This is a genomic window from Thermodesulfobacterium thermophilum DSM 1276, assembly GCF_000421605.1.
Lineage (GTDB): Bacteria > Desulfobacterota > Thermodesulfobacteria > Thermodesulfobacteriales > Thermodesulfobacteriaceae > Thermodesulfobacterium > Thermodesulfobacterium thermophilum.
Genome location: NZ_ATXI01000007.1, coordinates 85,143 through 108,852, shown reverse-complemented (window position 1 = coordinate 108,852; position 23,710 = coordinate 85,143). Strand labels below are relative to the sequence as shown.

General features: G+C 37.0%; 27 protein-coding genes and 1 pseudogene. 21 read left to right on the top strand and 7 right to left on the bottom strand.

The genetic code is table 11. The features are described 5' to 3' along the window. Both H529_RS11570 and H529_RS0104680 read left to right on the top strand, forming a co-directional pair. Nucleotides 1–309, top strand: a pseudogene (locus H529_RS11570) (hypothetical protein); the annotation flags it as partial. Between the two features lie 49 nt (nucleotides 310–358). Beyond that, a complete protein-coding gene (locus tag H529_RS0104680) occupies nucleotides 359–1,654 on the top strand; it encodes a replication-associated recombination protein A (protein ID WP_022855387.1) in 1,296 nt (431 codons plus the stop codon). 7 nt (nucleotides 1,655–1,661) lie between these two features. Here the strand turns inward: H529_RS0104680 and H529_RS0104675 are convergent, their stop codons facing one another. Beyond that, nucleotides 1,662–2,765, bottom strand: a complete 1,104-nt coding sequence (locus H529_RS0104675; RefSeq protein ID WP_022855386.1) for an ArnT family glycosyltransferase — start codon at nucleotides 2,763–2,765, stop codon at nucleotides 1,662–1,664. Nucleotides 2,766–2,833: 68 nt separating this feature from the next. Beyond that, complete coding sequence (locus H529_RS0104670) at nucleotides 2,834–3,034, bottom strand: hypothetical protein (protein WP_022855385.1); 201 nt, start codon at nucleotides 3,032–3,034, stop codon at nucleotides 2,834–2,836. 70 nt (nucleotides 3,035–3,104) lie between these two features. Here H529_RS0104670 and H529_RS0104665 point away from each other — a divergent pair, with 70 nt between their 5' ends. The 19 genes from H529_RS0104665 to H529_RS0104580 all read left to right on the top strand — a co-directional run bounded on the left by H529_RS0104665 (nucleotide 3,105) and on the right by H529_RS0104580 (nucleotide 19,892). Further along, complete coding sequence (locus tag H529_RS0104665) at nucleotides 3,105–4,175, top strand: Gfo/Idh/MocA family protein (protein ID WP_022855384.1); 1,071 nt, start codon at nucleotides 3,105–3,107, stop codon at nucleotides 4,173–4,175. Between the two features lie 10 nt (nucleotides 4,176–4,185). Next, complete coding sequence (locus H529_RS0104660; protein ID WP_022855383.1) at nucleotides 4,186–5,304, top strand: DegT/DnrJ/EryC1/StrS family aminotransferase; 1,119 nt, start codon at nucleotides 4,186–4,188, stop codon at nucleotides 5,302–5,304. A 3-nt stretch (nucleotides 5,305–5,307) separates the two neighbouring features. After that, on the top strand, nucleotides 5,308–6,213 hold the full coding sequence (locus H529_RS10155) for a glycosyltransferase family 2 protein (RefSeq protein ID WP_022855382.1): 906 nt from the start codon (nucleotides 5,308–5,310) through the stop codon (nucleotides 6,211–6,213). Between the two features lie 54 nt (nucleotides 6,214–6,267). Continuing rightward, nucleotides 6,268–7,506, top strand: a complete 1,239-nt coding sequence (glyA, locus tag H529_RS0104650) for a serine hydroxymethyltransferase (RefSeq protein ID WP_022855381.1) — start codon at nucleotides 6,268–6,270, stop codon at nucleotides 7,504–7,506. A gap of 6 nt (nucleotides 7,507–7,512) precedes the next feature. Next, a complete protein-coding gene (locus H529_RS0104645) occupies nucleotides 7,513–8,064 on the top strand; it encodes a deoxycytidylate deaminase (RefSeq protein WP_022855380.1) in 552 nt (183 codons plus the stop codon). Nucleotides 8,065–8,169: 105 nt separating this feature from the next. Continuing rightward, a complete protein-coding gene (locus H529_RS0104640) occupies nucleotides 8,170–9,087 on the top strand; it encodes a DnaJ domain-containing protein (protein WP_022855379.1) in 918 nt (305 codons plus the stop codon). Nucleotides 9,088–9,170: 83 nt separating this feature from the next. Beyond that, nucleotides 9,171–10,079 carry a spermine/spermidine synthase domain-containing protein gene (locus H529_RS0104635; protein WP_022855378.1) on the top strand — a complete coding sequence of 303 codons (909 nt, stop codon included), beginning with the start codon at nucleotides 9,171–9,173 and terminating at the stop codon, nucleotides 10,077–10,079. Next, nucleotides 10,076–10,789 carry a flavodoxin family protein gene (locus tag H529_RS0104630; RefSeq protein WP_022855377.1) on the top strand — a complete coding sequence of 238 codons (714 nt, stop codon included), beginning with the start codon at nucleotides 10,076–10,078 and terminating at the stop codon, nucleotides 10,787–10,789. Before H529_RS0104635 ends, H529_RS0104630 begins: the two co-directional genes overlap by 4 nt. After that, the gene (locus H529_RS0104625) at nucleotides 10,755–11,282 is read left to right on the top strand and encodes a nitroreductase family protein (RefSeq protein ID WP_022855376.1); all 528 of its coding nucleotides are present in this window, start codon (nucleotides 10,755–10,757) and stop codon (nucleotides 11,280–11,282) included. Before H529_RS0104630 ends, H529_RS0104625 begins: the two co-directional genes overlap by 35 nt. 21 nt (nucleotides 11,283–11,303) lie before the next feature. Next, entirely contained in the window at nucleotides 11,304–12,065 is a 762-nt protein-coding gene (locus tag H529_RS0104620; protein ID WP_022855375.1) for a DsbC family protein, read from the top strand. Nucleotides 12,066–12,069: 4 nt separating this feature from the next. Then, nucleotides 12,070–12,621 (top strand): AmmeMemoRadiSam system protein A, encoded by a 552-nt coding sequence (amrA, locus tag H529_RS0104615; RefSeq protein WP_022855374.1) that lies wholly within the window; start codon nucleotides 12,070–12,072, stop codon nucleotides 12,619–12,621. Nucleotides 12,622–12,740: 119 nt separating this feature from the next. Next, the gene (locus H529_RS11825; protein ID WP_051132408.1) at nucleotides 12,741–13,001 is read left to right on the top strand and encodes an SLC13 family permease; all 261 of its coding nucleotides are present in this window, start codon (nucleotides 12,741–12,743) and stop codon (nucleotides 12,999–13,001) included. Beyond that, nucleotides 12,976–13,953, top strand: a complete 978-nt coding sequence (locus H529_RS10975) for an ArsB/NhaD family transporter (RefSeq protein WP_051132407.1) — start codon at nucleotides 12,976–12,978, stop codon at nucleotides 13,951–13,953. The genes H529_RS11825 and H529_RS10975 overlap by 26 nt, the downstream gene beginning before the upstream one ends. Before the next feature lie 46 nt (nucleotides 13,954–13,999). After that, nucleotides 14,000–14,296, top strand: a complete 297-nt coding sequence (locus H529_RS0104605; RefSeq protein ID WP_022855373.1) for a J domain-containing protein — start codon at nucleotides 14,000–14,002, stop codon at nucleotides 14,294–14,296. Between the two features lie 2 nt (nucleotides 14,297–14,298). Then, on the top strand, nucleotides 14,299–15,561 hold the full coding sequence (locus H529_RS0104600) for an aspartate kinase (RefSeq protein WP_022855372.1): 1,263 nt from the start codon (nucleotides 14,299–14,301) through the stop codon (nucleotides 15,559–15,561). A gap of 5 nt (nucleotides 15,562–15,566) precedes the next feature. Beyond that, entirely contained in the window at nucleotides 15,567–17,153 is a 1,587-nt protein-coding gene (gene cimA / locus H529_RS0104595; protein WP_022855371.1) for a citramalate synthase, read from the top strand. A gap of 1 nt (nucleotide 17,154) precedes the next feature. Further along, entirely contained in the window at nucleotides 17,155–17,913 is a 759-nt protein-coding gene (locus H529_RS0104590) for an ATP-binding protein (RefSeq protein ID WP_022855370.1), read from the top strand. 1 nt (nucleotide 17,914) lies between these two features. Then, nucleotides 17,915–19,384 (top strand): cysteine--tRNA ligase, encoded by a 1,470-nt coding sequence (gene cysS, locus H529_RS0104585; protein ID WP_022855369.1) that lies wholly within the window; start codon nucleotides 17,915–17,917, stop codon nucleotides 19,382–19,384. Between the two features lies 1 nt (nucleotide 19,385). Further along, nucleotides 19,386–19,892 carry a CvpA family protein gene (locus tag H529_RS0104580; protein WP_022855368.1) on the top strand — a complete coding sequence of 169 codons (507 nt, stop codon included), beginning with the start codon at nucleotides 19,386–19,388 and terminating at the stop codon, nucleotides 19,890–19,892. Here H529_RS0104580 and hisB read toward each other — a convergent pair. The 5 genes from hisB to rplM are packed head-to-tail and all read right to left on the bottom strand — an operon-like array spanning nucleotide 19,889 to nucleotide 23,247. Further along, entirely contained in the window at nucleotides 19,889–20,473 is a 585-nt protein-coding gene (gene hisB / locus H529_RS0104575; protein ID WP_022855367.1) for an imidazoleglycerol-phosphate dehydratase HisB, read from the bottom strand. The genes H529_RS0104580 and hisB overlap by 4 nt on opposite strands. Nucleotides 20,474–20,492: 19 nt before the next feature. Further along, nucleotides 20,493–21,299: a tRNA pseudouridine(38-40) synthase TruA gene (truA, locus tag H529_RS0104570; RefSeq protein ID WP_022855366.1), complete on the bottom strand. Its 807-nt coding sequence runs from the start codon at nucleotides 21,297–21,299 to the stop codon at nucleotides 20,493–20,495. A 2-nt stretch (nucleotides 21,300–21,301) separates the two neighbouring features. Further along, entirely contained in the window at nucleotides 21,302–22,336 is a 1,035-nt protein-coding gene (argC, locus tag H529_RS0104565) for an N-acetyl-gamma-glutamyl-phosphate reductase (protein ID WP_022855365.1), read from the bottom strand. Nucleotides 22,337–22,396: 60 nt separating this feature from the next. After that, nucleotides 22,397–22,786 (bottom strand): 30S ribosomal protein S9, encoded by a 390-nt coding sequence (gene rpsI, locus H529_RS0104560; protein ID WP_022855364.1) that lies wholly within the window; start codon nucleotides 22,784–22,786, stop codon nucleotides 22,397–22,399. A 14-nt stretch (nucleotides 22,787–22,800) separates the two neighbouring features. Continuing rightward, nucleotides 22,801–23,247 (bottom strand): 50S ribosomal protein L13, encoded by a 447-nt coding sequence (gene rplM / locus H529_RS0104555; protein WP_022855363.1) that lies wholly within the window; start codon nucleotides 23,245–23,247, stop codon nucleotides 22,801–22,803. Nucleotides 23,248–23,710: the final 463 nt, after the last annotated feature.

Genomic DNA, 23,710 nt, shown 5'->3' with positions numbered 1-23,710 from the left:
TTATTGGAAAATTTTTTTGTTCCTTCAATGAAAGTGAAGCATAAGGTAATAGATGAGAGAGGTAGAGTGATAAAGAAGGTTTATGATCAGGCGAAGACGCCATACCAGAGGATCATGGAGAGTTCAGCTGTGCCCGAGGAAGTAAAAGAAGCTTTAAAGGAACATTATAACAGGTTATCCCTGGTAGAATTAAAAAAGAAACTTGATGAATTGCTTATCCGATTATTTGGAGGTAAAATGAAGGGGAAAATTTTTCAGGGACAGAAAAATGATCTAACTAATCAACATTTCAGGGACATATATTTTTGATCTAACACGGGCCTTTTGAAAAAAGTTAAAAATATTTTAATATTGTTTTATGAGTTTTGATTATACACCTCTTGCAGAAAAATTAAAGCCTAATAGTTGGGAAGATTTTGTAGGTCAATCCCATCTAGTAGGAGAAAAAGGCCTATTAAAAACTTTAATCTCTCAGGGTAAACCTTTTTCTTTTATTCTTTGGGGACCTCCTGGGGTAGGGAAAACCTCTTTGGCCTTTTTGGTAGGCCAAACTTTGAAAGCAGAATTTATAGTAGTAAGTGCTGTAGACACTACAGTTAAAGACCTAAAAGACATCATAGCCAAGGCCAAACAGCTAAAAGGGCTAAACAAACCTACCTTGCTTTTTATAGACGAGATCCATAGGTTTAACAAAACCCAACAGTCTTTTCTTTTACCTTTTTTAGAAAAAGGGGATATCTTCCTCATAGGGGCAACTACTGAAAATCCATCGTTTGAGTTAATACCCCCTCTTCTATCCAGAGTAAAAACTTTTATTTTAAATCCTCTTTCTAATGACGAGATTCTTTTAATACTTAAAAGAGGGTTAGAGCGGGTTCTTTCTGAGGCTAAAGAAGAATTAATCGTAGAACCTGAGGTGTTAGAAAAAATTGCTGAGGCAAGTAGTGGAGACGCCAGATCAGCTTTAAATTTACTTGAGTTGTCATTAGAACTGGCTAAGGCTTATGGGAAAAAGGTTTTATCTCTAAAAGACTTAAGAGAAGAACTTCTTTTTAAACCTATAAAATACGATAAAGCAGGAGATGAGCATTTCAATCTGATATCTGCGTTTCATAAAAGTATGCGCGGAAGCGACCCAGATGCTACTGTTTATTGGCTTGCAAGGATGCTCAAATCTGGAGAAGACCCTCTTTATATAGCAAGAAGGATTATAATTTGTGCGGCTGAGGATGTAGGGCTTGCCGACCCTATGGCCTTGGTGGTAGCGGTTGCGGCAAAAGAGGCCTTTGAGTTTTTAGGCCAACCTGAAGGGGAGTTGGCTTTGGCAGAGGCAGCTATATATGTGGCCAGTGCTCCGAAAAGTAACTCTGTCTATCGCGCCTTAAATGATTGTTATAAAGAGATAGACAGATCTAAGGAACTTCCTGTTCCTTTACATCTGAGAAATCCTGTTACTCGTCTCCTTAAAAACTTAGGTTATGGAAAAGACTATAAATATGCTCACGACTATGAAGAGGGTTTTGTTTTTCAGTCTTACTTGCCAGAAGACATTAAAGCTAAACAATTTTACTTTCCATCAGACCGAGGAATTGAAAAGAAAATTAAGGAACGTTTAAAAATCCTTTGGAAAGGGTTTAAAACCTACGATAAATAACTTAATTTTAAGAAAAAACATACCAAACCGTTTGCTTATAAGGGTCTACAAAGTTTTTCTTCAATTTCCCCTGAGGTATCTTTTCTTCAGAAATTATATTGTAGCCTTGGTTTAAAAAGGTTAATAGGTCTTCTTCACGAGTTAAAACTTTAACCGGACCTGAGGCATAAAAGATGATAACAGGATTTTCCTTTTGCCAAAAGGCTAAACTACCTTGAACGATTTCTCTTTTGATGACGTGCAGTTGATATGAAAGCTGGGTTAAATGGTGGAAGGTTATTGTTCCAAGGATAATCAAGTTTATCAAGAATAAACCTAACAAAAACTTTTTTAAAATCAAAAGAAAAGACGTGGGAAAATTTTCAACGAAAATCTTAGAAAAGATTATAGCCCAGAAAGGATAGACCCAAAGAAGATATTTATCAAACTTTTTCCCGGTAAAACTTAACAAAAATACAGGGATTATGGCTACGGTCGACAAGAAAAAAACTTCCTTGTTTTGTATAAGCTTGTGCCAAATTTCCTTTGCTTTTTCTTTATGGTAGGCTTTTTGTTTCCAAATTAGATAGAAAAGGAAGATAAAACAAAACCAAAAGTTAAGCAAGAGGTGTTTAAAGTAATAATACCAAGGATCTCTGGCTCGATCAAGCAGACGAGTTTTAACGTCAGTATCTAAAAATTCTTTAAATATTTCTTTACCAAAGGCTACATATCCATAACCATACCAACCTAAAGAAGGAATCAGTAGTATTAACCAGCCTAAGGGATTTAACAAAATTTTAAAAACCCTTTTATCTTTGGTTAACAAACCATAAACAAGAAGCCCTGGAAGATAAAAAAAGTTTAAAGGACCTCTGGTTAAAACACCTGCCGTTAGAAACACATAAAAAAGATATTGATAAATCCTTTTGGGGGCTACAAATAAATAAAGGTAGGAAAAATAAAACATCAAAAAAGAGAATAAAACAAACAAAGGTTCTATATCTACCCTATTGAAAAAAGAAAGAAAACGTAGATTAGCTAAAAGCATGATTAAAGAAAAAAGGCCAGACTGCCAATCTTTATCAAAGAACTTTATAAATACTAAAAACAAGAGTGTATAACAAAACACCGAAAAACATCTCAGACCAAAAACCAGCTTATCTGGGTCAGAAGAAAAGGGTTTACTCCAAACTGAAGCTAACCATGTATAGAGGGGGGTTTTGTAAAATAAGGTTCTCCGTTATAGGTTTGAAAAATTTTAAAATCTTTTACGGTTTCTTTAACTAAAATGGCTCTTCTTAACTCTTGATACGATGAAGGAGGTTGAAAAAAGGAAAAGACCAAAAAAGAAAGTGTCGTAAGAAATAAAACCAGAAAAACTTGAGTTTTTAAGTTCATAATGCCTTTACAAGAAAATTTTTAGGTATATTTTAGTATAGGTTTATTTATTTTAAAGTGAGGAAAAACGATGAAAGTTAAACTGGCTATTGTAGGTTGTGGGAAGGCAGCAGAAAGGCATCTAAAGATCTATCAAGCTTTGCAAGAAGAAGTAGAGGTGGTTGCTGTTTCTGATGTAGTACCAGAGAGAGCCAAAAAATTTGCTGAGGCCCTTTCTGCTAAACCATATACCGACTATCAAGAAATGCTTAGCAAAGAAAACATAGAAGTAGTAGACCTTTGTCTTCCTTCCGGCATGCACGCTGAAGTAGGAGAGATTGTTCTTGAAAAATTTGAGAAACATCTTTTGGTAGAAAAACCTCTGGCTCTTACCCTCAAAGATGCCGAACGTTTGGTTAATTTTGCTCAAAAGAAACAGCTTAAACTGGTTACCATCTTTCAAAATCGGGCTAACCTTCCTGTACAAAAGCTAAAAGAAGCTTTATCTAAAAATCTCTTAGGTAATCTTGTTTTGTTTTCTGCTAAATTTTATTGGAGTAGAGATCAAAGATACTATGATTCTGCTGCCTGGAGAGGCACTTGGGCCTTTGATGGAGGAGCTTTGGCTCAGCAAGGATGTCATTTTGTAGACATGCTTTATTACTTAGGAGGTCCGATAGAGAGTGTTTTTGCCAAGATGGGAACCTATCTGGTAAACATAGAGGCAGAAGACCTTTTAGTGGGTGTGTTTAAGTTCAAGAACGGGGCCTTAGGTACGATAGAGGCTACCACATGTTCTCGTCCTAAAGACTTAAAGGCTGAATTGGTAGTATTGGCAGAAAAAGGTTCAGCTGTCCTTGGTGGTTTTGCTATGAACAGATTAGACCATTTAGCCATCGATGGGGTAGAAAACATAGAAGATTTTGTCTCAGGTTTTGAAAAAAATCCTGACCATCCCTTAGGATGGTCTCATTTTACTTACTTAAGGTCTGCGATGAAATATTTTAGCAGTTCGGAAAAAGATCCTTGGTTGGTGGTTGGAGAAGAGGCCATACCTTCTTTAGAAGCTATCATCGGTCTTTATGAATCAGCAGAAACAGGAAAAGAAATAAAATTTCCCTTTGAACCTATAGCCTGTAAATTAGGTAAAAAAAATCTATAAGAGGTTTAAGATGAAAAAAATTCCTCTTTTAGACTTGAAAAGGTCTTGGGAAGAGATAAGACAAGAGGTATACCAAGGGTGGGAAGAAGTTTTGAGTTCTATGCAGATTTTAAACGGAAAGTATTTGCAGGAGTTTGAAAAAAATTGGGCTGAATATTTAGGGGTAAAATATGCCTTTGGGTGTAGTTGTGGAAGTACGGCCTTACTTATGGCTCTTATAGCTTGTGGTATTGGAAAAGGGGATGAGGTTTTACTTCAAGCCAATGCCTTTATTGCAGACATAGAGGTGATTCACTGGGTAGGAGCAACCCCTGTATTAGTAGAGGTAGACCCTAAAACCTTTGGTCCAGATTTAAACGACCTTTATTCTAAATTAACCCCTAAAACCAAGGCCTTGATATTGGTTCATATGTATGGACATCCTGCTGAGATGGATGAAATACTTGATTTTTGTGAAAAATATGGAGTTATCCTTATAGAGGATGCTTCTCATGCTCATGGGGCAACCTATAAAGGTAAAAAAGTAGGCACTTTTGGAAAAGTAGGATGTTTTAGCTGTGGACCTGTTAAAAACCTTAACTGTATAGGAGATGGAGGAGCGATTGTTACCGATGATGACGAATTAGCCTTTAAGATTAAGTTTCTAAGGGTGCATGGACAGGTAGAAAAAAACCATTCTCATTTTTTTGGGTTTAACTCAAGACTTGACGAACTTCAAGCTGTCATCCTTAATGCAAGGCTTAAAACCTTAGATAAAAAAAATGAAAAAAGAAGAGAAATAGCTCAAAAATACCACGAAGAACTTTCTGACCTTAAAGACCTCACCTTACCTCCTCTTGATCCTGAACACAGACAAAGTGTTTATCATAGGTATGTAATAAGAACTCCTTTTAGAGATGAGTTGGTCTCCTTTTTAAAAGAAAAAGGTGTAGGAACAGGGTATTATTATCCTATCCCTTTACACTTACATAAAAGTTATCAAACCACCTATCAGAAATCTTTTAGCCTTCCTGTAGCAGAAAGGTTGGCTAAAGAATCTCTCGCTATTCCTATGTATCCTGAGTTAACTGACGAAGAAATAAACTATGTCATAAGCTGTATAAGGGAATTTTTTCAGAAACAAGGATAGCTTATGAAGATTTCTCTTATCGTACCTGTTCATAACGAGGAAGGAAACGTTCCCATAGTTTATCAAGAAGCTAAAGCTGTTCTTGAAACCTTAAAGTCTTCTAAAGGGTATCAATACGAAATCATCTTTGTCAACGACGGAAGCACAGACAAAACCTTAGAAATTCTTAAAGAATTAAAAAAAAATGACCCTTTTTTAAGAATACTAAATATGGATCGTAACCGGGGAGAGGCAGCAGGCCTTACCGCAGGCTTTCAAAAAGCTACAGGAGATATCATCGTTTCTATGGACGGAGACGGCCAAAACGACCCTAAGTATATCAAAGATCTAATAGAGAAACTGGAAACAGGGTATAAGGTAGCCACTGGTTTCAGGTTAAAAAGAAAGGAAAATTTTTGGATAAGAGTCCTTCCGTCAAGAATAGCCAATTGGTTAATCAGTGTTTTTACAGGGTTAAAAGTAAGGGATAATGGGTGCTCGTTAAAGGCCTATCTTTCACCTATACCAAAAAAATATCAAATACCCCATGGTTTTCACAGATTTTTACCAGCTCTTTTCGGGGTTAAAAACGAAGAGGTATGTGAGGTACCTATAGTTGACCGTCCAAGGATATATGGAAAATCCCATTATAACCTAAAGAGGACTTTTGAGGTATTAAGAGAACTTATTACCATTCCTTTTGTACTTAGAAATGCATGGTTTTACGAAAAATTTTTTAAAATTAACTTTTGGGCCTCGATAGGTATGGGGATAATACTTTTGGTTTTAGCTGTAAAGTTTTCTCCTAAATTTTGGGTCTTAGAATTTTTTAACTTAGGCTATACCTCTATCTGTTATTTAATCTGGAAAAACTTAACTCGCTTCAACCAGGCTCAAAAAGAAGGGGTTTTTCAGGTAGAAGAAATTTAAAAACCTGGTAAAATTGACTTATCTAAAGAGAAATTTTTAGGGAGGGATAAGGTAATGTCATTTTTAAAAACAGTAGACCCAGATATCTGGGAGTTAATCCAAAAAGAAAGAGACAGACAGGAATATCAGCTTGAGATGATAGCTTCAGAAAACTTAGCCCATGAGGCTATCATGGAGGCAGAAGGTTCTTATTTGATGAACAAATATGCTGAGGGATATCCAGAGGCTCGTTATTACGGAGGGTGTACTTATGTAGATGAGGTGGAAAAACTTGCCATAGAGAGAGTAAAGATGCTTTTTGGGGCTGAGCACGCTAACGTACAGCCTCATTCTGGCACCCAGGCTAACATGGCTGTATATTTTGCCGTATTAACCCCTGGAGATACCATACTTTCGATGAACCTCTCACATGGAGGCCATCTTTCTCACGGAGCTTCCGTTAATTTTTCTGGGAAACTTTACAAAATCGTTCATTATGGTGTATCAAGGGAAACAGAGACTATCGACTACGACGAGGTAAGAAGGTTAGCCCTTGAACATAAACCTAAAATCATAGTGGCAGGAGCGAGTGCTTATCCCAGAACCATAGACTTTGAAGCTTTCTATCAGATAGCCCAGGAAGTAGGGGCTTTCTTGATGGTAGACATGGCGCATATAGCAGGTTTAGTAGCCGCAGGTATCCACCCTTCGCCCCTTCCTTATGCTGATTTTGTGACCTCAACCACCCATAAAACCTTAAGGGGACCAAGAGGTGGATTCATTCTTTGTAAAGAAAAGTTTGCAAAAATAATCGACAAAACAGTTTTTCCAGGTATACAAGGTGGTCCTCACATGAACGTAATAGCTGCTAAAGCTGTTTGTTTTAAACAGGCCTTAGAGCCTGAGTTTAAAACCTATCAACAACAGGTGGTTAAAAACGCTAAAACCATAGCGGAAGTGTTTAAAGCTGAAGGTTTTAGGATCGTTGCGGGTGGTACAGATAACCATTTGATTTTGGTAGACGTTTCGGTAAACGGTCTTACCGGTGCAGAGGCTGAAAAGCTTTTAGAAGAGGCAGGTATTACGGTTAACAAAAATGCTATACCTTTTGACCCACGTCCTCCAAGAATTACCAGCGGAATCAGGATAGGAACCCCAGCGATTACTACCAGAGGACTGAAGGAAAAAGAGGTAGAAGAGGTTGCTCAATACATGTGTGCTGTCTTGAAAAATCCAGATAAAGAAGGATTGCGTAAAGAGATAAGGCAAAAAATAAGAGAGATTTGCGAGAGGTTCCCTTTTTACAAGAGGTAAGATCTTATGGAACGTCCAAGCTGGCATGAATATTTTATGCTTATAGCAAAGATGGTTGCACTAAGGTCCGGATGTAATTCCAGACCTACAGGCGCGGTGATAGTAAAAGACAAAAGAATTTTAGCTACCGGATACAACGGCCCCATGCCTGGGGCTTGGCATTGTACAGATAAAGGACCTACCTATTGTTTTAGAAGAGAAAAGGGGATTCCAGACATAGATAAATACAATTTCTGTAGGGCTACTCATGCTGAGGCTAACGCGATCGCTCAGGCCGCAAGATTTGGAATTCCAGTAGAAGGAGCCAGTCTTTACTGTACGCTTGCTCCTTGTTATGTCTGTCTAAAATTAATCGCCTCTGCTGGAATCAAAGAAGTCTACTATGAATATGACTACGAAAGCAGAGATTTTGAAAGGGACCTTTTTTGGAAAGAGGCTATAAAGGAAGCAGGGATCAAAGTTTTTAAACAAATTGTGGTATCCGAAGAAACTATGAAAGCTCTTTCAACCATCCTACCCTACCCTACCTCTCAAAGAAGACTCCCTCCTACAGAATAAAGCTTTACTTTTTCAACTCTTTCTGTTGATTTTTGGCCCAAAAAGTCTTATTTTTTGTATAAAAACAGGCCTTTTTATATCAAAAGGAAACTGGAGGGTAGGTTTATGTCTAAGGATTATTATGAGATCCTTGGAGTTCCAAGAAATGCTACGCAAGAAGAAATTAAAAAGGCCTATCGTAAACTGGCCATGAAATATCATCCTGATAGAAACAAAGGCAACAAAGAAGCTGAGGAAAAGTTTAAAGAAATAAATGAAGCCTATGCTGTTTTATCAGACCCTGAGAAAAGAAAACTTTATGACCTTTATGGGTCAACAGAATTCCAGAGAAGATATACTCAAGAAGACATCTTTAGAGATTTCGATTTCGAGACCATCTTTAGAGACATAGGAATTGACTTAGGGGGATTTTTTAAAAAAAACAAAAGGGGAAGCAGAACATTTATTTTTGACTTAGGGGACATTTTTAGCAACCTCTTTGGAACCCACTTTGGAGGAGAAGAAGACTTTAGCCCATTTGGCGAGGTTTATGAAACCATACAATTAGATCTTCCTCTTACTACCGATGAGATTATAAAAGGTGGGGAAAAAGAAGTTATTCTTCCAGGAACTTATGAAACCATAAAGATCAAAATACCTCAAAATGTAAAAGATGGACAAATCCTTAGGGTAAAAAAGAAATCAGGGAAAACCACAAAGGAATATCTTTTTAGAATAAAAGTAATCCCTTCTTCAGGTTATAAAGTTGAAGATAGCAACCTTATCATAGAAAAAGAACTTCCTGTGAGCAGTTTTTTCTTGGGCGATGAGGTAGAAATCCAAACCCCTGAAGGAAGAAAGGTTAAAGCCAAAGTTCCACCTTTAACCAAACCTGGAGCTAAACTAAGACTCAAAGGGTTAGGCCTCCCCATCACTGGAGAAAAACGAGGGGATCTTTATGTGGTTTTAGTTCCTAAAATACCAAAAGCTCTTACTGAAGAGCAAAAAAAATTAATAGAAAAACTAAAAACCTTAGGGCTTTAATTCTTTGTTGACAAACCTTTTAAAAGTTTTAAAATTTGGATTAGCCATTAACTTCTCTAAAACATCCTTAAAAGGGGTTTCCTATGGTCAAAGATATTATGAGTAAAGCCCTTCCCACTGAAACCAAAGGCGTAAGGGTACTTTTTGGAGAATTTGTAAACATAGATTATCTTTATTCTTATTTAGGAACTATTATTTATGCTGAATCAGGGATGCAAAATATTTTTATTTTAGAAAACAAGTTTTGGGGTAGGATGCTTTTTATTAACAACAACCTTCAGTTTACTTCAAGAGACGAGTTTATCTACCATGAATCTTTGGTACATATCCCTGTTCAATCCACCCCTGAAGGTAGTATTAAGAAAGTTTTAATTTGTGGTGGAGGAGACTACGGGGCAGCAAGAGAACTTTTGAAATATCCAGAGATAGAAGAAGTGGTTATCGTAGACATAGACCCTAAAATACCTAAGTTAGTAGAAGAATACTTCCCTGAGCTTTTACCTGAAGATCCAAAGGACCCAAGGCTTAAACTGATAGTAGAAGATGCTTTTGTTATGGTGCAAAAATATTTAGATGAGGGGAAGGCCTTTGATTTGGTAATCATAGATTCTACAGACCCTGATATAAGTGACACAGGTATTACGCAGGAGCTTTCTCATGCCCTGTTTGGAGTAAAATTTCATCAGATGCTTTATAAGCTTTGTCCTAAAGGAGTTGTTGTACAACAATGTGGGACTCCGTTTACGATGAAAAACATTTTTACAGAAACTTATAAAACCTTCATAAACGTTTATCCTGCAAAAGAGGTGTTTTGCTATAGAAGCAATGTACCATCCTTTGGTAGTGATAATGCTTTTATCATGAGATGCCCTTATCCTAACCCAGAAATTCCAAAATGGAAAGAATTACCAAATGTATACTTTTATTCTCATGAAATACATGGTTCAGCCTTTGGTCTTCCTAAATTTTGGAGGGAGGCTTTAGCGGTATGAAGGTCTTAGGGGTGTTAGGTTCGCCTCACAAAAACGGTGGGTCTGCTCAGCTTTTACTTGCTGCCTTAAAAGGGGCAGAAAGAGAAGGAGCTAAAACTGAGCTGGTCAGTGTTTACGACGGAGAAATAAAACCTTGTATAGGATGTATCCATGACGAAGAGCCTAACTGTAAGTTTCCTTGCATATTTGAAGACTATGGAAAAATCATTTTAGAAAAAATCTATGAAGCAGACGGTATTATCTTTTCTACCCCGATTTATTGGTTTGCACCTTCTGGGCAGTTAAAAAACCTGATAGACCGCATGACTTGTCTTGAAAACATGGTCTCCTACGGAGAACCAAGTTATCTCGAAGGAAAAGTAGTAGGTGCTATAGCTGTAGGTGCAGACGAAGGGGGAGCCTGGACAGGAGGTTATATCATTACTACCATGACCTCAATGGGGGCTATCATCCCCCCCTGGGGTATCGCCTACTCACATAAGGCAGACAGAGCTATTTATGATGATAAAGCCTTGATGGATGCGATAAACATCGGTATCTTAACCACAAGGACTATAGCGAGACTTAAAGGTATTCCTGTAGATTTAACCTTTGTTTATAACAAAGAGCTTCTTGAAAACATCAGAAAAGAAGTTATCGCAAGTTTAAATTTTATAAACACAGGAAAGGAAGGCTATGGAAAAAGAGAAGCTAAAAGAAGCAGTATTTAAGGCTATTTTTGATAGAAGAAGTATAAGAAAGTATTTAGACCAAAAACCTGACAAGGAATTAATTTATCGTTTGTTAGAAGCAGGTATATGGGCTCCTTCTGGGTTAAATAACCAACCTTGGAGGTTTGTAATAGTCTGGTCTGAAGAAATTAAACAAAAGCTGGCAGCCTTAACCAGATATCATGAAATCATCAAAAAGGCTCCGGTTTTAATCGGTGTTTTTTTAGATAAAGACAGGATGTACCACCAGATAAAAGACCATCAATCTGCAGGTGCTTGTATCCAAAACATACTGCTTGCAGCCCATGCTTCTGGCCTTGGGGCCTGTTGGTTAGGTGAGATCTTAAAAAACGAGGAAAAAGTAAAAGAAGTCCTCTCATTACCTAAGGAGAAATACGAACTTGCAGCTTTTATCGCCTTAGGATATCCAGATGATCAAAGTAAAAGGACCTCCAGACAACCTTTAGAAAACTTTATCATCAAAGAGATTTAAAAGACTAAGCAGGGGGTTCTCATGACCAAAAAATTCGTTCCCTTGATGTTAAGCTTGAGTTTTATTTTAGTAGGATGTAGTAAAGGATTAGGAGGTTCAGGCGGTTGTCCTACAGTACAAGAGTTTCAAAAAAAATTAGATAGTTTACAGCCTGGAATTCAGATAGAAAAAATAGAAAAATCACCGATCCAGGGGTTATGTAAAGTAGTGATTAAAATATCGGAGTTTAATAAAGCTCTGTTTTATACTGACGCAAAAGGAAATTACATCATAAGTGGGAACATAATTGACATAGCGCAAAAAAAAGATATCGTAAGAGAAGAGATGAACAAATTAAACCAAAAAGTGCTTGATAAAAACACGTTAGCAGAGGTAGAAAAGCTTGTTGACCTTACCTATGGCAACTCTCCTAATGTCGTATACTTTATTACTGACCCTGACTGTCCTGTCTGTAAACGTGCTGAACCTGTGTTAGAAAACCTGGCTAAAGAAGGGAAGATTACGGTCAAAACCATACTTTTACCCTTAGAGTCTTTACATCCCGAGGCCAAAAATAAATCTATATCCCTTATCTGTGATAAGAAAGGTTTTCAAGACCTTATCCAAGGATATAAAGGGGCTAATCTTTGCGCTTCAGGGAAAGAAAAAATAGAAAAAAACATAGATTTTATGTTTAACAAAATAGGAGTAACCGGGACCCCTGCTTTTATCTTCCCAGACGGAGAGGTTGTAATAGGCTGGGTAGGTCCGGAGTTTATTCTCAACAAGTTTAACTTGCGATAAAAATATGTTAACCGTTCAAGAAAAACTTTTTTGCTTAAAACTGGCAAGAAAAACCTTAGAAGACTATTTTAAAGGAACTTATGAACTAATTAACCCTCCAGAGGAATATCCCTCTCTTAAACAAAAGAGAGGGGCTTTTGTGACCTTACTTAAGGAGGGCCATCTGAGAGGGTGTATCGGGATTATCGAACCTTTATATCCTCTTTATCAAGTAATCCAAGAAATGGCTATTTCTGCAGCCTTTAAAGATCCAAGGTTTCCTCCTCTTACCAAGGATGAACTTCCTTTTATAGAAATAGAGATTTCTGTGCTCTCTCCTCTTAAAAAAGGAACTATAGAAGAAATAGAAATAGGGAAGCATGGTGTATATCTAATCAAAGGCTTTTATCGAGGGGTACTCCTTCCTCAAGTACCTGTAGAGTATGGTTGGGACAAAAAGACCTTTTTAGAACACCTCTGTCTTAAAGCTGGCCTTCATCCTAACTGTTATAAGGAAAAAGACGTAGAAATCTATCTTTTTACGGCAGAGGTTTTTAAAGAAAGCGAATTTTTTTAAAACTAATCAAGCCTTTTTGTCTCCTCTAAAGAGGCTTATCAACTGGCTCAGGTTGTTGCAAAGGGCTTAAGTTTGACTATAATAACCAAACTTAGCTAAAAATTTTTTTATAAAAGGTCATGGATACAGCCTTTTTTATTTTTTCCTTAACATATTTATTGATGGCTATAGGACAACCTCCGTTATTTAGGATTGACCGAACAGGAGCAGCTATCATAGGTGCCTCTCTTATGGTAATCTCTGGGGTTTTATCTGTATATGAAGCTTATGAAGTCATAGATTATAAAACCATTTTAATCCTCTTTGGAATGATGATCTTGATCGCTAACCTAAGGTTGTCTGGATTTTTTAACCTTGTGTTATCGTGTTATCCTTTTTAGCCCAAAGAGTACAAAACCCCTCAAAACTACTTTACCTTTTGATTTTTACTTCAGGCATGTTATCTGCTTTTTTATAAACGCCACAGTTTGTTTAATCTTTACTCCCTTTATCCTTGCGTTAACCCAGAGGATAAAACTAAACCCCAAACCTTATCTTTTAGCCCTTTGCATGTCAGCTAACATAGGTAGTGTAGCTACCATCACAGGAAACCCTCAAAACATCATAATTGGGGCGGCTTCAGGCATATCTTACAGTAAATTCTTTTTTCATCTATTTCCAGTAGCTTTAGCAGGACTTTTTATCTGTGCTGGGGTAATCCACAGGTTTTACAAAAAAGATTTAACCTCACCAGTAAAAACCCCCGAAGAAGCCTTAAAATATAGATACAATAAGCCTTTGGTCATAAAATCTTCTTTGGTAGCCCTAATCACAGTAATTCTTTTCTTTTTAAACGTACCTATGGAAATTGTTTCTATAGGTGTAGGGTCATTTCTGTTGATTACCAGAAGGGTTAAGCCTGAAAAGGTGTATAACCTGATAGACTTTAGACTTTTAATCCTTTTTATAGGGCTTTTTATCGTCATAAAAGGGGTTGAAAAATCTGTAGTTTTTTATAGTTTGGTAGAACATTTTCAGATGTTAGTAACGGCCCCTCTATCTTTGGTATTTTCTTCTCTCTTAGTTTCTAACGTTGTAAGCAACGTTCCTGCAGTTTTGATCTTTAAACCTCTTATAGTTAATTACTTTAATGACGAAAAAGCCTGGTTTTTCTTAGCGATGTCCTCGACTTTTGCAGGGAATTTAACCATCCTTGGGTCTATCGCTAACATCATCGTCATCGAAGGAGCCTCTCCAAAAGTAAAGATTGGCTTTTTTGAATACCTAAAAATCGGTCTTCCGGTAACCCTACTCTCCGTTTTAGTTGGACTTGTGATTTTAAGTTTATTTTAATTTTTCCCTCTTGTTTAAAATCAATTTTTTAATAATATAGTGTTATATGAGTCGAACGAAAAAATGGGAAAAAATTGAAGAGGCAAGAAGGATTTTAAACCTACCTAAAAAAACTACGAGAAAAGAAATTAAAGAAGCTTACCATCGTTTGGTCAAAAAACACCATCCCGATGTTGGGGGAGATAATTCTACGATAAAAAAAATAAATGAAGCCTATGCCCTTCTTATGGAATATTGTGATAATTACTTGATAAATTTAGAACCTAATGATAATATACTTAATCCAGAAGATTGGTGGTTCGAGCATTTTGGAGAGGATCCTATTTGGGGTAAGGGAGGTTAGTAATGTTAATAGTTCAAAAATACGGTGGAACCTCGGTAGCTAACATAGAAAGGATTAAAAAAGTAGCAGAGAGGGTAATCAAGTATAAAAAAGAAGGGCATGACCTGGTGGTGGTAGTTTCTGCGATGGCAGGAGAAACAGACCGATTGATCAATTTAGCCAAAGAGATCACCCCAAATCCTCCTCTAAGGGAGTTAGACCTTTTAGTTTCCACTGGAGAACAGGTTACCTCAGCTTTATTAGCCATAACCCTTCAAAGCATGGGATTTGACTCAGTGGCTTTTTTAGGTTACCAAATACCTATCTACACCACCAACCTTTTTACCAAAGCCAAAATAAAGGAGATCAAGGTAGATAAAATAAAAAAAGAACTTAACCAGGGGAAAATCGTAGTAGTAGCAGGTTTCCAGGGGGTCACTGAAGAAGGAGATATAACTACCCTTGGAAGGGGTGGTTCTGATACCACTGCAGTAGCTTTAGCTGCTGCACTAAAGGCTGACCTTTGCGAGATTTACACAGACGTTGAGGGTGTATACACTGCTGACCCACGTGTAGTAAGTAATGCTCGTAAGCTTAAAAAGATATCCTATGAAGAGATGCTTGAAATGGCAAGCAGTGGAGCTAAAGTTTTAGAAATGCGGTCTGTAGAATTAGCCATGATATATAAAGTAAATTTAGTAGTAAAATCAAGTTTTACAGAAGCAGAGGGAACCTTAATAACCGAGGAGGATGAAGAGATGGAAAAGGTGTTAGTATCAGGTATAACCTACAGCAGGAATGAAGCGCGTATAAGCATATATGGGGTTCCAGATAAACCAGGCATTGCAGCTCAGATCTTTAGCCCTATAGGAGAAAAGGGTATTATTGTGGACATGATCATTCAAACGGTGCACCCTGACAATAAAGCTGATATTACCTTTACTGTCCCGAGAACAGACTATTCTCAAGCCTTAGAAATAGTAAAAGAGGTGGCTAAAAAACTAAAGGCTGAGAGAGTAGAAGGGGATGATAAAATCGCTAAAGTTTCTATCGTCGGAGCTGGTATGCGTACCCATTCAGGAGTAGCAACCAAGATGTTTGAAACTTTGGCCAAACATGGTATTAATATTATGATGATTTCTACCTCTGAAATCAAGATCTCCTGCGTGATCGACGAAAAATATACCGAACTTGCAGTAAGAGCTTTACATGAAGCTTTTCAATTAGACCAAGAAAATATAAAAGAGGAAAAGACTTTTATAAAAAGACCTAAAAAAACTAAATAAACACCATGAAAAGAGTTGAAATATACGATACTACCTTAAGAGATGGCAGTCAAGCTGAAGAGGTTAATTTTTCTTTAGAAGACAAAATAAGGATAGCCCTGAAACTTGATGAGTTTAAAATAGACTACATAGAAGGTGGATGGCCTGGTTCTAACCCCAAAGATTTTCAGTTTTTTAAAGAGATAAAAGACTACCATCTTAAACATGCCAAAATAGTTGCCTTTGGAAGTACCTATCATCCTAAAAAATCTCCAGAAACAGACGAAATTTTTAAACAGCTTTTACAGGTGAAAGTACCTGTAGTTACCATCTTTGGTAAATCCTGGACCATACACGTAAAGGAAGCTTTAAAAATTTCTTTAGACCAAAACTTAGAGCTTATCTCTAACTCTATCAGATATCTTAAATCTCAGGTAGAAAAGGTCTTCTATGATGCGGAACACTTTTTTGATGGGTTTAAAGGAGATCCTCAATATGCCTTAGCTACTCTTAAAAAAGCAAAAGAAGCAGGGGCAGATTGTTTAATCCTTTGTGATACCAACGGAGGTACTCTGCCCCATGAGATTGTAGAAATTATCACCCAGGTAAAAAAAGAATTAGGCAAGGATTTGGTTTTTGGTATACATGCTCATAACGATTCTGAGTGCGCCGTAGCCAACAGTTTAGAGGCTGTAAGATTAGGGGCCACCCAAGTTCAAGGGACGATAAACGGTATAGGAGAAAGGTGTGGTAACGCCAACCTCTGCTCTATCATACCTAACTTAGTTCTTAAGATGGGATATAGCTGTAGCTGTGCTGAAATGCTTTATAAACTTACAGAGGTTTCTAAATATGTCTTTGAGATAGCAAATCTTTCTCATCCTCCAAGGCTTCCATTTGTAGGTCGTTCTGCTTTTGCCCATAAAGGAGGAGTACATGTTTCTGCGGTGTTGAAGTCCCCTTCAACTTATGAACATATAGACCCGGTACTTGTGGGGAACACCAGAAGAGTCTTGGTTTCAGAACTTTCTGGTAAAAGCAACATCATCTATAAAGCCAAAGAACTGGGGATTGACTTAGAATTAGATAGTCCTCTTTTAAGTAAAATAGTAGAGGAAATAAAAAAATTAGAGGCAAACGGGTTTGAGTTTGAAGCTGCAGAAGCCAGTTTGGAGCTTTTAATCTATCGTTTGATGGGAGAGCCTAAACAGTACTTTGAACTTTTAAGTTACAAAGTGCTTGACCTAAAGTCTTATAAACACGAAGCTCAATCTGAAGCGACAGTGATCGTAAGGGTACCACCTGGAGTAGGAGAAGTAGAACATACTGCAGCCTTAGGCAATGGCCCTGTTAACGCCCTTGACAACGCCTTAAGAAAGGCTTTAGAAAGGTTTTATCCTCAAATCAAGGAGATGGAACTTGAAGACTACAAAGTTAGGGTACTCCCGGGACTTCCTGGTACCTCTTCTAAAGTGAGGGTGTTTATCCTTTCTAAAAGTAAAGACAAAAAGTGGGGGACCGTCGGGGTATCAACAGACATTTTAGAGGCAAGCTGTCAAGCCTTGATAGATTCCTACACTTATAAACTTTTTCTTGACAAAAGAAAAAAATAAAATGTCCGTTAAAATTTCGTTAGTAGGTAAAGGAGGAACAGGGAAAACCACCGTCTGTGCTTTGCTTATTAATTACTTAATAGAAAAAAACTTTACCCCCTTTTTAGCCGTAGATGCAGACCCTAATTACAACCTAAACGAGCTTTTAGGAATTAAAGAGTTCAAAACCTTAAGTGAAATAAGAGAAGAGATTCTTGCTCATAAAGTACCTGAGTTTATGTCTCGTTATGAATTCGTTGAGATGAAAATAAACGAAATTTTAATAGAAAATCCAGGCTTTGAGCTTTTAGTAATGGGTTATCCTGAAAAAGCGGGTTGTTATTGTCCTATACACTCTTTTCTTTCCCAAGCTTTAGCCAGGTTGTTTAAAAACTATCCATACGTGGTTATAGACAACGAGGCAGGCATGGAGCATCTTTCCAGGTTAAACCTAACTCAAATGGACCATCTTATCATCGTTTCAGACCCAAATCCCCGAGGAATACTTACAGCCGAAAGGATTTGGAAGTTGGTGCAATCCCTTAAGGTTGAAGCCAAAAAAATCTGGTTACTGATAAACAAAGCGTCAACTAACATAGAAGAAGAGATAGAAGTATGGGTTAAAAAAAACATAAAAGATCCTCAAATTAGCCTATTAGGATTTTTGCCAGAAAACAATACTTTAATTGAATATGAGTTAAATTCTTATCCTGTTTTTGAATGGGAGCAAAATTTTAAAACCCAAGCCTACAAAATTTTCGATAAACTCTGGGAGCAGTAAGATGAAAGAAAAAATCTTAAAACTTTACAACACGTTAACCAAAAAATTAGAGGAATTTTCACCTTTAAACCCTCCAAAAGTAACGATGTATGTGTGCGGTATCACTGCATACGATTCTCCTCATTTAGGACATATACGATCTGCTGTGGTTTTTGACGTTTTGACTCGAGTATTAACCTATTTAGGATATGAAGTAGTTTATGTAAGAAATATTACAGACATCGACGATAAAATCATCAATCGATCCAACCAGGAAGGTATCTTCTGGAAAGATTTGGTAGAAAAATATGTTAAAGAATATGAAACAGCCGTTGAAAAACTGAATTTATTAAAACCTACCTATACCCCTAAAGCCTCAGAACATATCTCAGATATCATAGCCATTATACAAAATTTAATAGACCGTGGATTAGCTTATAAAAGTAACGGAGATGTTTATTTTAGGGTAGAAAAATTTCCTCATTATGGAAAGCTCTCCGGGCGAAAAACTGAAGAATTACTTTCTGGGGTAAGGATCGAGGTTTCAGAAAAGAAAGAGAATCCTTTAGATTTTGCTTTATGGAAAGCCGCCAAGCCAGGAGAACCTTTCTGGGAAAGTCCTTGGGGATTAGGCCGTCCAGGATGGCATATAGAGTGTTCTGCCATGGCCTTAAAATACCTTGGAGAAACCATAGACATACATGGAGGTGGACTTGATCTAATTTTTCCTCATCACGAAAACGAGATAGCCCAAAGCGAAGGTGCTACAGGAAAACCTTTTGTCAGATACTTTGTCCATCATGGGTTGATAACCATAAACGGAGAAAAAATGTCTAAAAGCCTGGGAAACTTTGTCACGATGGAATGGCTTTTTGAACGTTTCCATCCCGAAATCATCAAAACCTTTCTTCTTTCCATGCATTACAGAAGTCCCTTAGACTATTCAGAAGAAAGCCTGAAAAACATAGAAAAAGCCGTGTATGGATTTTATGAAACCTTGTACTGGGCTGAAAAAGTTCAAAGCCTAAAGGAAGGACTCCTTTCAGAAAAAGCAAGACGTTTAGAAAAAACGTATCAAGAGTTTAAAGTCAAATTTATCTCTGCTCTGTTAGAAGATTTAAACACAGCAATGGCCTTGGGATATCTTTTTAATTTGGAAAAAGAACTTTACAACTTTGTAAGTAAAACTCCTCAACTTACCTCAGAAGAAGAGCTTCTGGTTAAAGCCATAGCTAAAGACCTAAGAGACGAAGCCTCCAAACTTTTAGGGCTTTTCCAAACTGACCCAATTTCTTTCTGGAAAACTGAAAGAGAAAAAAAACTTAAACCTTTAAGTTTAACCTTAGAAGAAGTAGAAAAATTAGTCAGAGAAAGAGAAAAAGCAAGAAAAGAAAAAAACTTTCAGCAAGCAGACCGGATAAGAGAAGAGCTACAGAAAAAAGGCATCATTCTAAAGGACACAAAAACAGAAACCTTTTGGTGGGTAGAATAAAATGATATGGTTTGACTATGTAGCCTTAGCTATTTTAAGTTATTTTACAATAAGAGGTTTTTTGTCAGGTTTTGTAAAAACCATAGCCTCTCTTTTAGGGATGGTGATAGCCTTTCTTTACTCAGGATGGCTTTCTATAAAAATAGCACCCTTTGTAGGGAGTATCACCACCTCAAACCCCAAAGTTCTTCCCATCCTAAGTTTTATCTTATCCTTTGCTATGATCTATCTAAGCTTTGTGTTAGCAGGGTTTCTTCTATCAGTCTTTTTGGGTAAATTAAACCTTACGCTGGCAGATAGAATTTTAGGAAGTATATTAGGCCTTATTAAAGCCTCTCTTTTTATTACCTTTATCTATCTTCTCTTAGTAATTCCCTATCCACCCTCTAAAAATAACTTAAAGACTGCTTTAACCTACCCTATCGTAGAAAAAACCCTAAAAATTTCTTCACCCTTTATTCCTGAGAGCTGGAAAACTTTTCTTAAAAAAAGAGAAGTGTTAACTTAAAGGGTACCTTTAGTCGAAAAGACCTCTTGAGAAAGAGGGGTTAAAGCCTTTCTAAAAGCATGAGCTAAAGCTTTAAATATACTTTCGGCTATGTGATGAGAATTTTTGCCATAAAAATTTCTCACATGAAGAGTGAACCTACCGTTTACAACTAAAGCCCTTAGAAACTCTTCTATAAGCTCTACATCGAAACTTCCTATCTTTTCGGTGGGGAAGTTAACCAAAAAAACAAAATAAGGTCTCTTAGCAAGATCTATTACCACCTGAGTTAAAGCCTCTTCCATAGGGATGGTTGCTTCTCCATAACGGGCCATACCTCGTCTGTCTTCCAAGGCTTCGTCTAAAGCCTCTCCTAAGGTAATTCCTATGTCTTCTACGGTATGATGGTAGTCTACCTCAAGATCTCCTCTTGCTTCTACTTGAAGTTTTATCCCTGAATGGTAGGCAAAAAGCTCAAGCATATGGTCTAAAAACCCTATCCCTGTGTTGATCACATTTTCCTCTAACCACTCTCCGGTTAAATCTAACTTTATTTCTACTTCAGTCTCTAAAGTATATCGCTTCTTTTCGACGGTTTTCATGTTTAACTCCTTATACAGATTAGATTTTAACCTCAAAAGAAGGATAACTCTCTAACACCTTAACGTCAAGATAGTCAACCTTTTTCAGGATCAAACCCTGAGGAGGAGCTGGAGGTGGTGCTACTTTTCGATCTTTTGCGTTAAGGATGTTTTCAAAATCCTCTACCGTAAGACGCCCCTTTCCTACTTCAACCAAAGCTCCTACTAAGTTTCTCACCATATAACGCATAAAACCCCTACCCTCTATCGTAAAAACTATCATGTTAGGATTTTCTAATGATCTTTCTAAGGTTGCCTGATAAATCGTTCTAACCGTAGTTTTAACCTCTGTTCCAGCCTTTCTAAAACTGGCAAAATCTTTTTCTCCGATGATTAAAGGCAAACAGCTTTTCATGGCTTCTAAATCAAGCGGCTCTGGCACCCACCAAGAATAAAGTCTCAAAAGAGGGTTTTTTATGGGATAATTATAGATCTGATAGACATAGGTCTTTTTATATGCATGCTTTTGTGCATGAAACTTAAAATCAACCTCCTCTACCCTCCAAACAGAAATGTCCTTGGGCAAGAGGCTGTTCAAGGCTTTAAAGATTATCTCTAAAGGTCTGTCTGAGGTGGTCAAAAAATGAGCGACTTGATGAAGGGCATGAACCCCGGCATCTGTTCTCCCTGAAGCCTTCAACGTTACTTTATGTCCGAGGATCTTAGATAAAACCTCTTGGATGACTCCTTGGACCGTTGGCCCCTTAGGTTGTATCTGCCAACCTAAATAATTAGTTCCATCATAAGCTATAAACAATCGAATATTTCTTATGTTGACCTCAGCCATTTTTAAACAAACACAGGAGAAAAAGGAAGTCCTGTTTCTTCGGGAAAACCAAACATTAGGTTAAAATTTTGTAAAGCCTGACCACTTGCACCTTTAATCAAGTTATCAATCACAGAAGTGATAACCACAAAACCTCTTTTTTTGTCTTCAAAAAGGCCTATTTTGCAAAGGTTGGTGCCTTTAACTTCTTTAATCGTGGGGACTGTGCCTTCAGGAGCTAAACGTACAAAAGGTCTATTTTGATAAAAAGTTTGTAAACAATCTCTTAAAACTTTTACTGGATATTTAGCCCTCACATAGATCGTAGAAAAAATCCCACGGTTTATAGGTAAAAGATGGGGGGTAAAAACCACCTTTACCTCTTTTCTGGCAAACAAAGAAAGTTTTTCTTCTATTTCTGGATTGTGTCTGTGAGAAGCTATTTTATAAGCCTTAAAATCTTCGTTTACTTCACAAAAACTGTAATAAAGGTCTGCCTTTCTTCCAGCCCCTGAGGTTCCACTCTTTGAGTCGGCTATGATAAAATCAGTCTCTACAAGGTCTTCCTTAACCAAAGGAATTAAAGGTAAAAGTATAGAGGTTGGATAGCATCCTGGGTTTGCCACCAAATCTGCCTTTTTAATCTCCTCTGTAAAAACCTCGCACAAACCATAAACTGCTTTATCGTTAAGCTCTGGATAAACATAAGGCAGTTGATATGTTTCTTCAAACATCGAAATAGACTTAAACCTAAAATCTGCAGAAAAATCGATGACCTTTACTTTATGTGTTAAAAACTGATAAGCTAATTCTTGAGCCTTTCCAGCAGGGACACATAAAAAAGCCACATCTACCTTAGGGGCTATGTTTTCTACCACAGGAGCTTCAAATACAAGATCTTTGTATTTTCCACTCCAACGGCAAACTTCTTCTAAAGACCTACCCTGATTTTCTCGAGAGGTGATAACTTCGATTTGAAGTCCAGGATGTTTTTCTACTAACCTTAAAAGTTCAAGCCCTGTATATCCTGTAGCCCCTATAATAGCTGCTTTTATCATAAAAGATAACTTGGATTTAAAAATTTAAAAGGGGCTACCTGAAGTAGCCCCAAATAGCCATTAACGTTTGGAGTACTGTTGACCTCTTCTGGCTCCTCTCAATCCATATTTCTTTCTTTCTTTTTCACGTGGATCACGTGTGATAAAACCGGCTTTTTTAAGCACTACTTTCAATTCAGGAGAATATAAAACCAAAGCACGAGCTATTCCATGTCTTATGGCTTCAGCCTGAGCAGACTTACCTCCACCTTCTACCGTACATTTCACATCAAACTTACCTAAGAGATTGGTAATTCTAAAAGGGGCAAACAACACGTCCTCTGCTACGATATGGTCATAGAAGTATTCATTATAAGGTTTATCATTTACCACAATCTGTCCTGTACCAGGATAAATCCATACCCTGGCCACAGCGGTTTTTCTTTTGCCGGTGGCGTAAATTCTTTCCATGTTATACTACCTCCTTAAAGGTCCAAAGGTTTAGGGTTTTGAGCTATATGAGGATGAGTGGAACCAGCATATATTTTAAGTTTTTTAAGCAACTTTTTTCTCATCCTGTTACGAGGAAGCATCCTTTTTACAGCAAGAAGAATAACCTTTGCTGGATCCTTAGCTAAAAGCTGCTTAGCTGTCTCCAATTTTAAACCACCCATATAGCCAGTATGACGCCAGTACACCTTCTGATCAAGTTTTTTACCCGTAAGTTTAACTTTTTCTGCATTGATAACAACTATAAAATCAGCTTGATCTACATGGGGAGTATAATCCGGACGGTTTTTTCCCTGTAAAAGAGTAGCTATTTTACTAGCTAATCTACCAAGCACTTTGTCTTTAGCATCCACTAAATACCATTCTCTTTTTACCTCTTCCTTTTTTACCCAAGGAGTTTGGGGGGTTAATACTGAAGACATACTTCCTGCCTCCTGCTTTTAAAAATTAAAAACGTAGTTTTATAACTTTATGCCAAAAATTCATTTTGTCAAGCAAAGCTTAGGGGTGTTCAATAAAATTTTTCTTTTTAGCAATATGTATCTTTTTTTTGTGATAAAGTTTTTTTTTATTCTTCTTTTAGGTTGGTCACTTCCTTAATTACTTCTTTCTTCTTTTTTTCTACCAATGATTTTTAAACTTTTGAAATAAAGTTTTTTGGGCAAATCTTTACCCTTGACCTTTTAATATTTTTATTAATAATTTTAAAATATATATGGCTAAAATTTGGCACCTCAAATTTACTTATTTTCTATCCGAGGTCTTTTATCTCAACCTTTATAAATTCCTTAAACCTTTTATCTGTTTAAAAAAACATAAAAATTGCAGAAGGATGTTAAGGAAGGAGAGGGTAAAGATGTTGAAATGTTTTTCAGCTTCGGGGAA

Coding starts and splice junctions, on each gene's coding strand:
- H529_RS0104680 (WP_022855387.1), top strand. CDS start 359: ATGAGTTTTGATTATACACCTCTTGCAGAAAAATTAAAGCCTAATAGT.
- H529_RS0104670 (WP_022855385.1), bottom strand. CDS start 3,034: ATGAACTTAAAAACTCAAGTTTTTCTGGTTTTATTTCTTACGACACTT.
- H529_RS0104665 (WP_022855384.1), top strand. CDS start 3,105: ATGAAAGTTAAACTGGCTATTGTAGGTTGTGGGAAGGCAGCAGAAAGG.
- H529_RS0104660 (WP_022855383.1), top strand. CDS start 4,186: ATGAAAAAAATTCCTCTTTTAGACTTGAAAAGGTCTTGGGAAGAGATA.
- H529_RS10155 (WP_022855382.1), top strand. CDS start 5,308: ATGAAGATTTCTCTTATCGTACCTGTTCATAACGAGGAAGGAAACGTT.
- glyA (WP_022855381.1), top strand. CDS start 6,268: ATGTCATTTTTAAAAACAGTAGACCCAGATATCTGGGAGTTAATCCAA.
- H529_RS0104645 (WP_022855380.1), top strand. CDS start 7,513: ATGGAACGTCCAAGCTGGCATGAATATTTTATGCTTATAGCAAAGATG.
- H529_RS0104640 (WP_022855379.1), top strand. CDS start 8,170: ATGTCTAAGGATTATTATGAGATCCTTGGAGTTCCAAGAAATGCTACG.
- H529_RS0104635 (WP_022855378.1), top strand. CDS start 9,171: ATGGTCAAAGATATTATGAGTAAAGCCCTTCCCACTGAAACCAAAGGC.
- H529_RS0104630 (WP_022855377.1), top strand. CDS start 10,076: ATGAAGGTCTTAGGGGTGTTAGGTTCGCCTCACAAAAACGGTGGGTCT.
- H529_RS0104625 (WP_022855376.1), top strand. CDS start 10,755: ATGGAAAAAGAGAAGCTAAAAGAAGCAGTATTTAAGGCTATTTTTGAT.
- H529_RS0104620 (WP_022855375.1), top strand. CDS start 11,304: ATGACCAAAAAATTCGTTCCCTTGATGTTAAGCTTGAGTTTTATTTTA.
- amrA (WP_022855374.1), top strand. CDS start 12,070: ATGTTAACCGTTCAAGAAAAACTTTTTTGCTTAAAACTGGCAAGAAAA.
- H529_RS11825 (WP_051132408.1), top strand. CDS start 12,741: ATGGATACAGCCTTTTTTATTTTTTCCTTAACATATTTATTGATGGCT.
- H529_RS0104605 (WP_022855373.1), top strand. CDS start 14,000: ATGAGTCGAACGAAAAAATGGGAAAAAATTGAAGAGGCAAGAAGGATT.
- H529_RS0104600 (WP_022855372.1), top strand. CDS start 14,299: ATGTTAATAGTTCAAAAATACGGTGGAACCTCGGTAGCTAACATAGAA.
- cimA (WP_022855371.1), top strand. CDS start 15,567: ATGAAAAGAGTTGAAATATACGATACTACCTTAAGAGATGGCAGTCAA.
- H529_RS0104590 (WP_022855370.1), top strand. CDS start 17,155: ATGTCCGTTAAAATTTCGTTAGTAGGTAAAGGAGGAACAGGGAAAACC.
- cysS (WP_022855369.1), top strand. CDS start 17,915: ATGAAAGAAAAAATCTTAAAACTTTACAACACGTTAACCAAAAAATTA.
- H529_RS0104580 (WP_022855368.1), top strand. CDS start 19,386: ATGATATGGTTTGACTATGTAGCCTTAGCTATTTTAAGTTATTTTACA.
- hisB (WP_022855367.1), bottom strand. CDS start 20,473: ATGAAAACCGTCGAAAAGAAGCGATATACTTTAGAGACTGAAGTAGAA.
- truA (WP_022855366.1), bottom strand. CDS start 21,299: ATGGCTGAGGTCAACATAAGAAATATTCGATTGTTTATAGCTTATGAT.
- argC (WP_022855365.1), bottom strand. CDS start 22,336: ATGATAAAAGCAGCTATTATAGGGGCTACAGGATATACAGGGCTTGAA.
- rpsI (WP_022855364.1), bottom strand. CDS start 22,786: ATGGAAAGAATTTACGCCACCGGCAAAAGAAAAACCGCTGTGGCCAGG.
- rplM (WP_022855363.1), bottom strand. CDS start 23,247: ATGTCTTCAGTATTAACCCCCCAAACTCCTTGGGTAAAAAAGGAAGAG.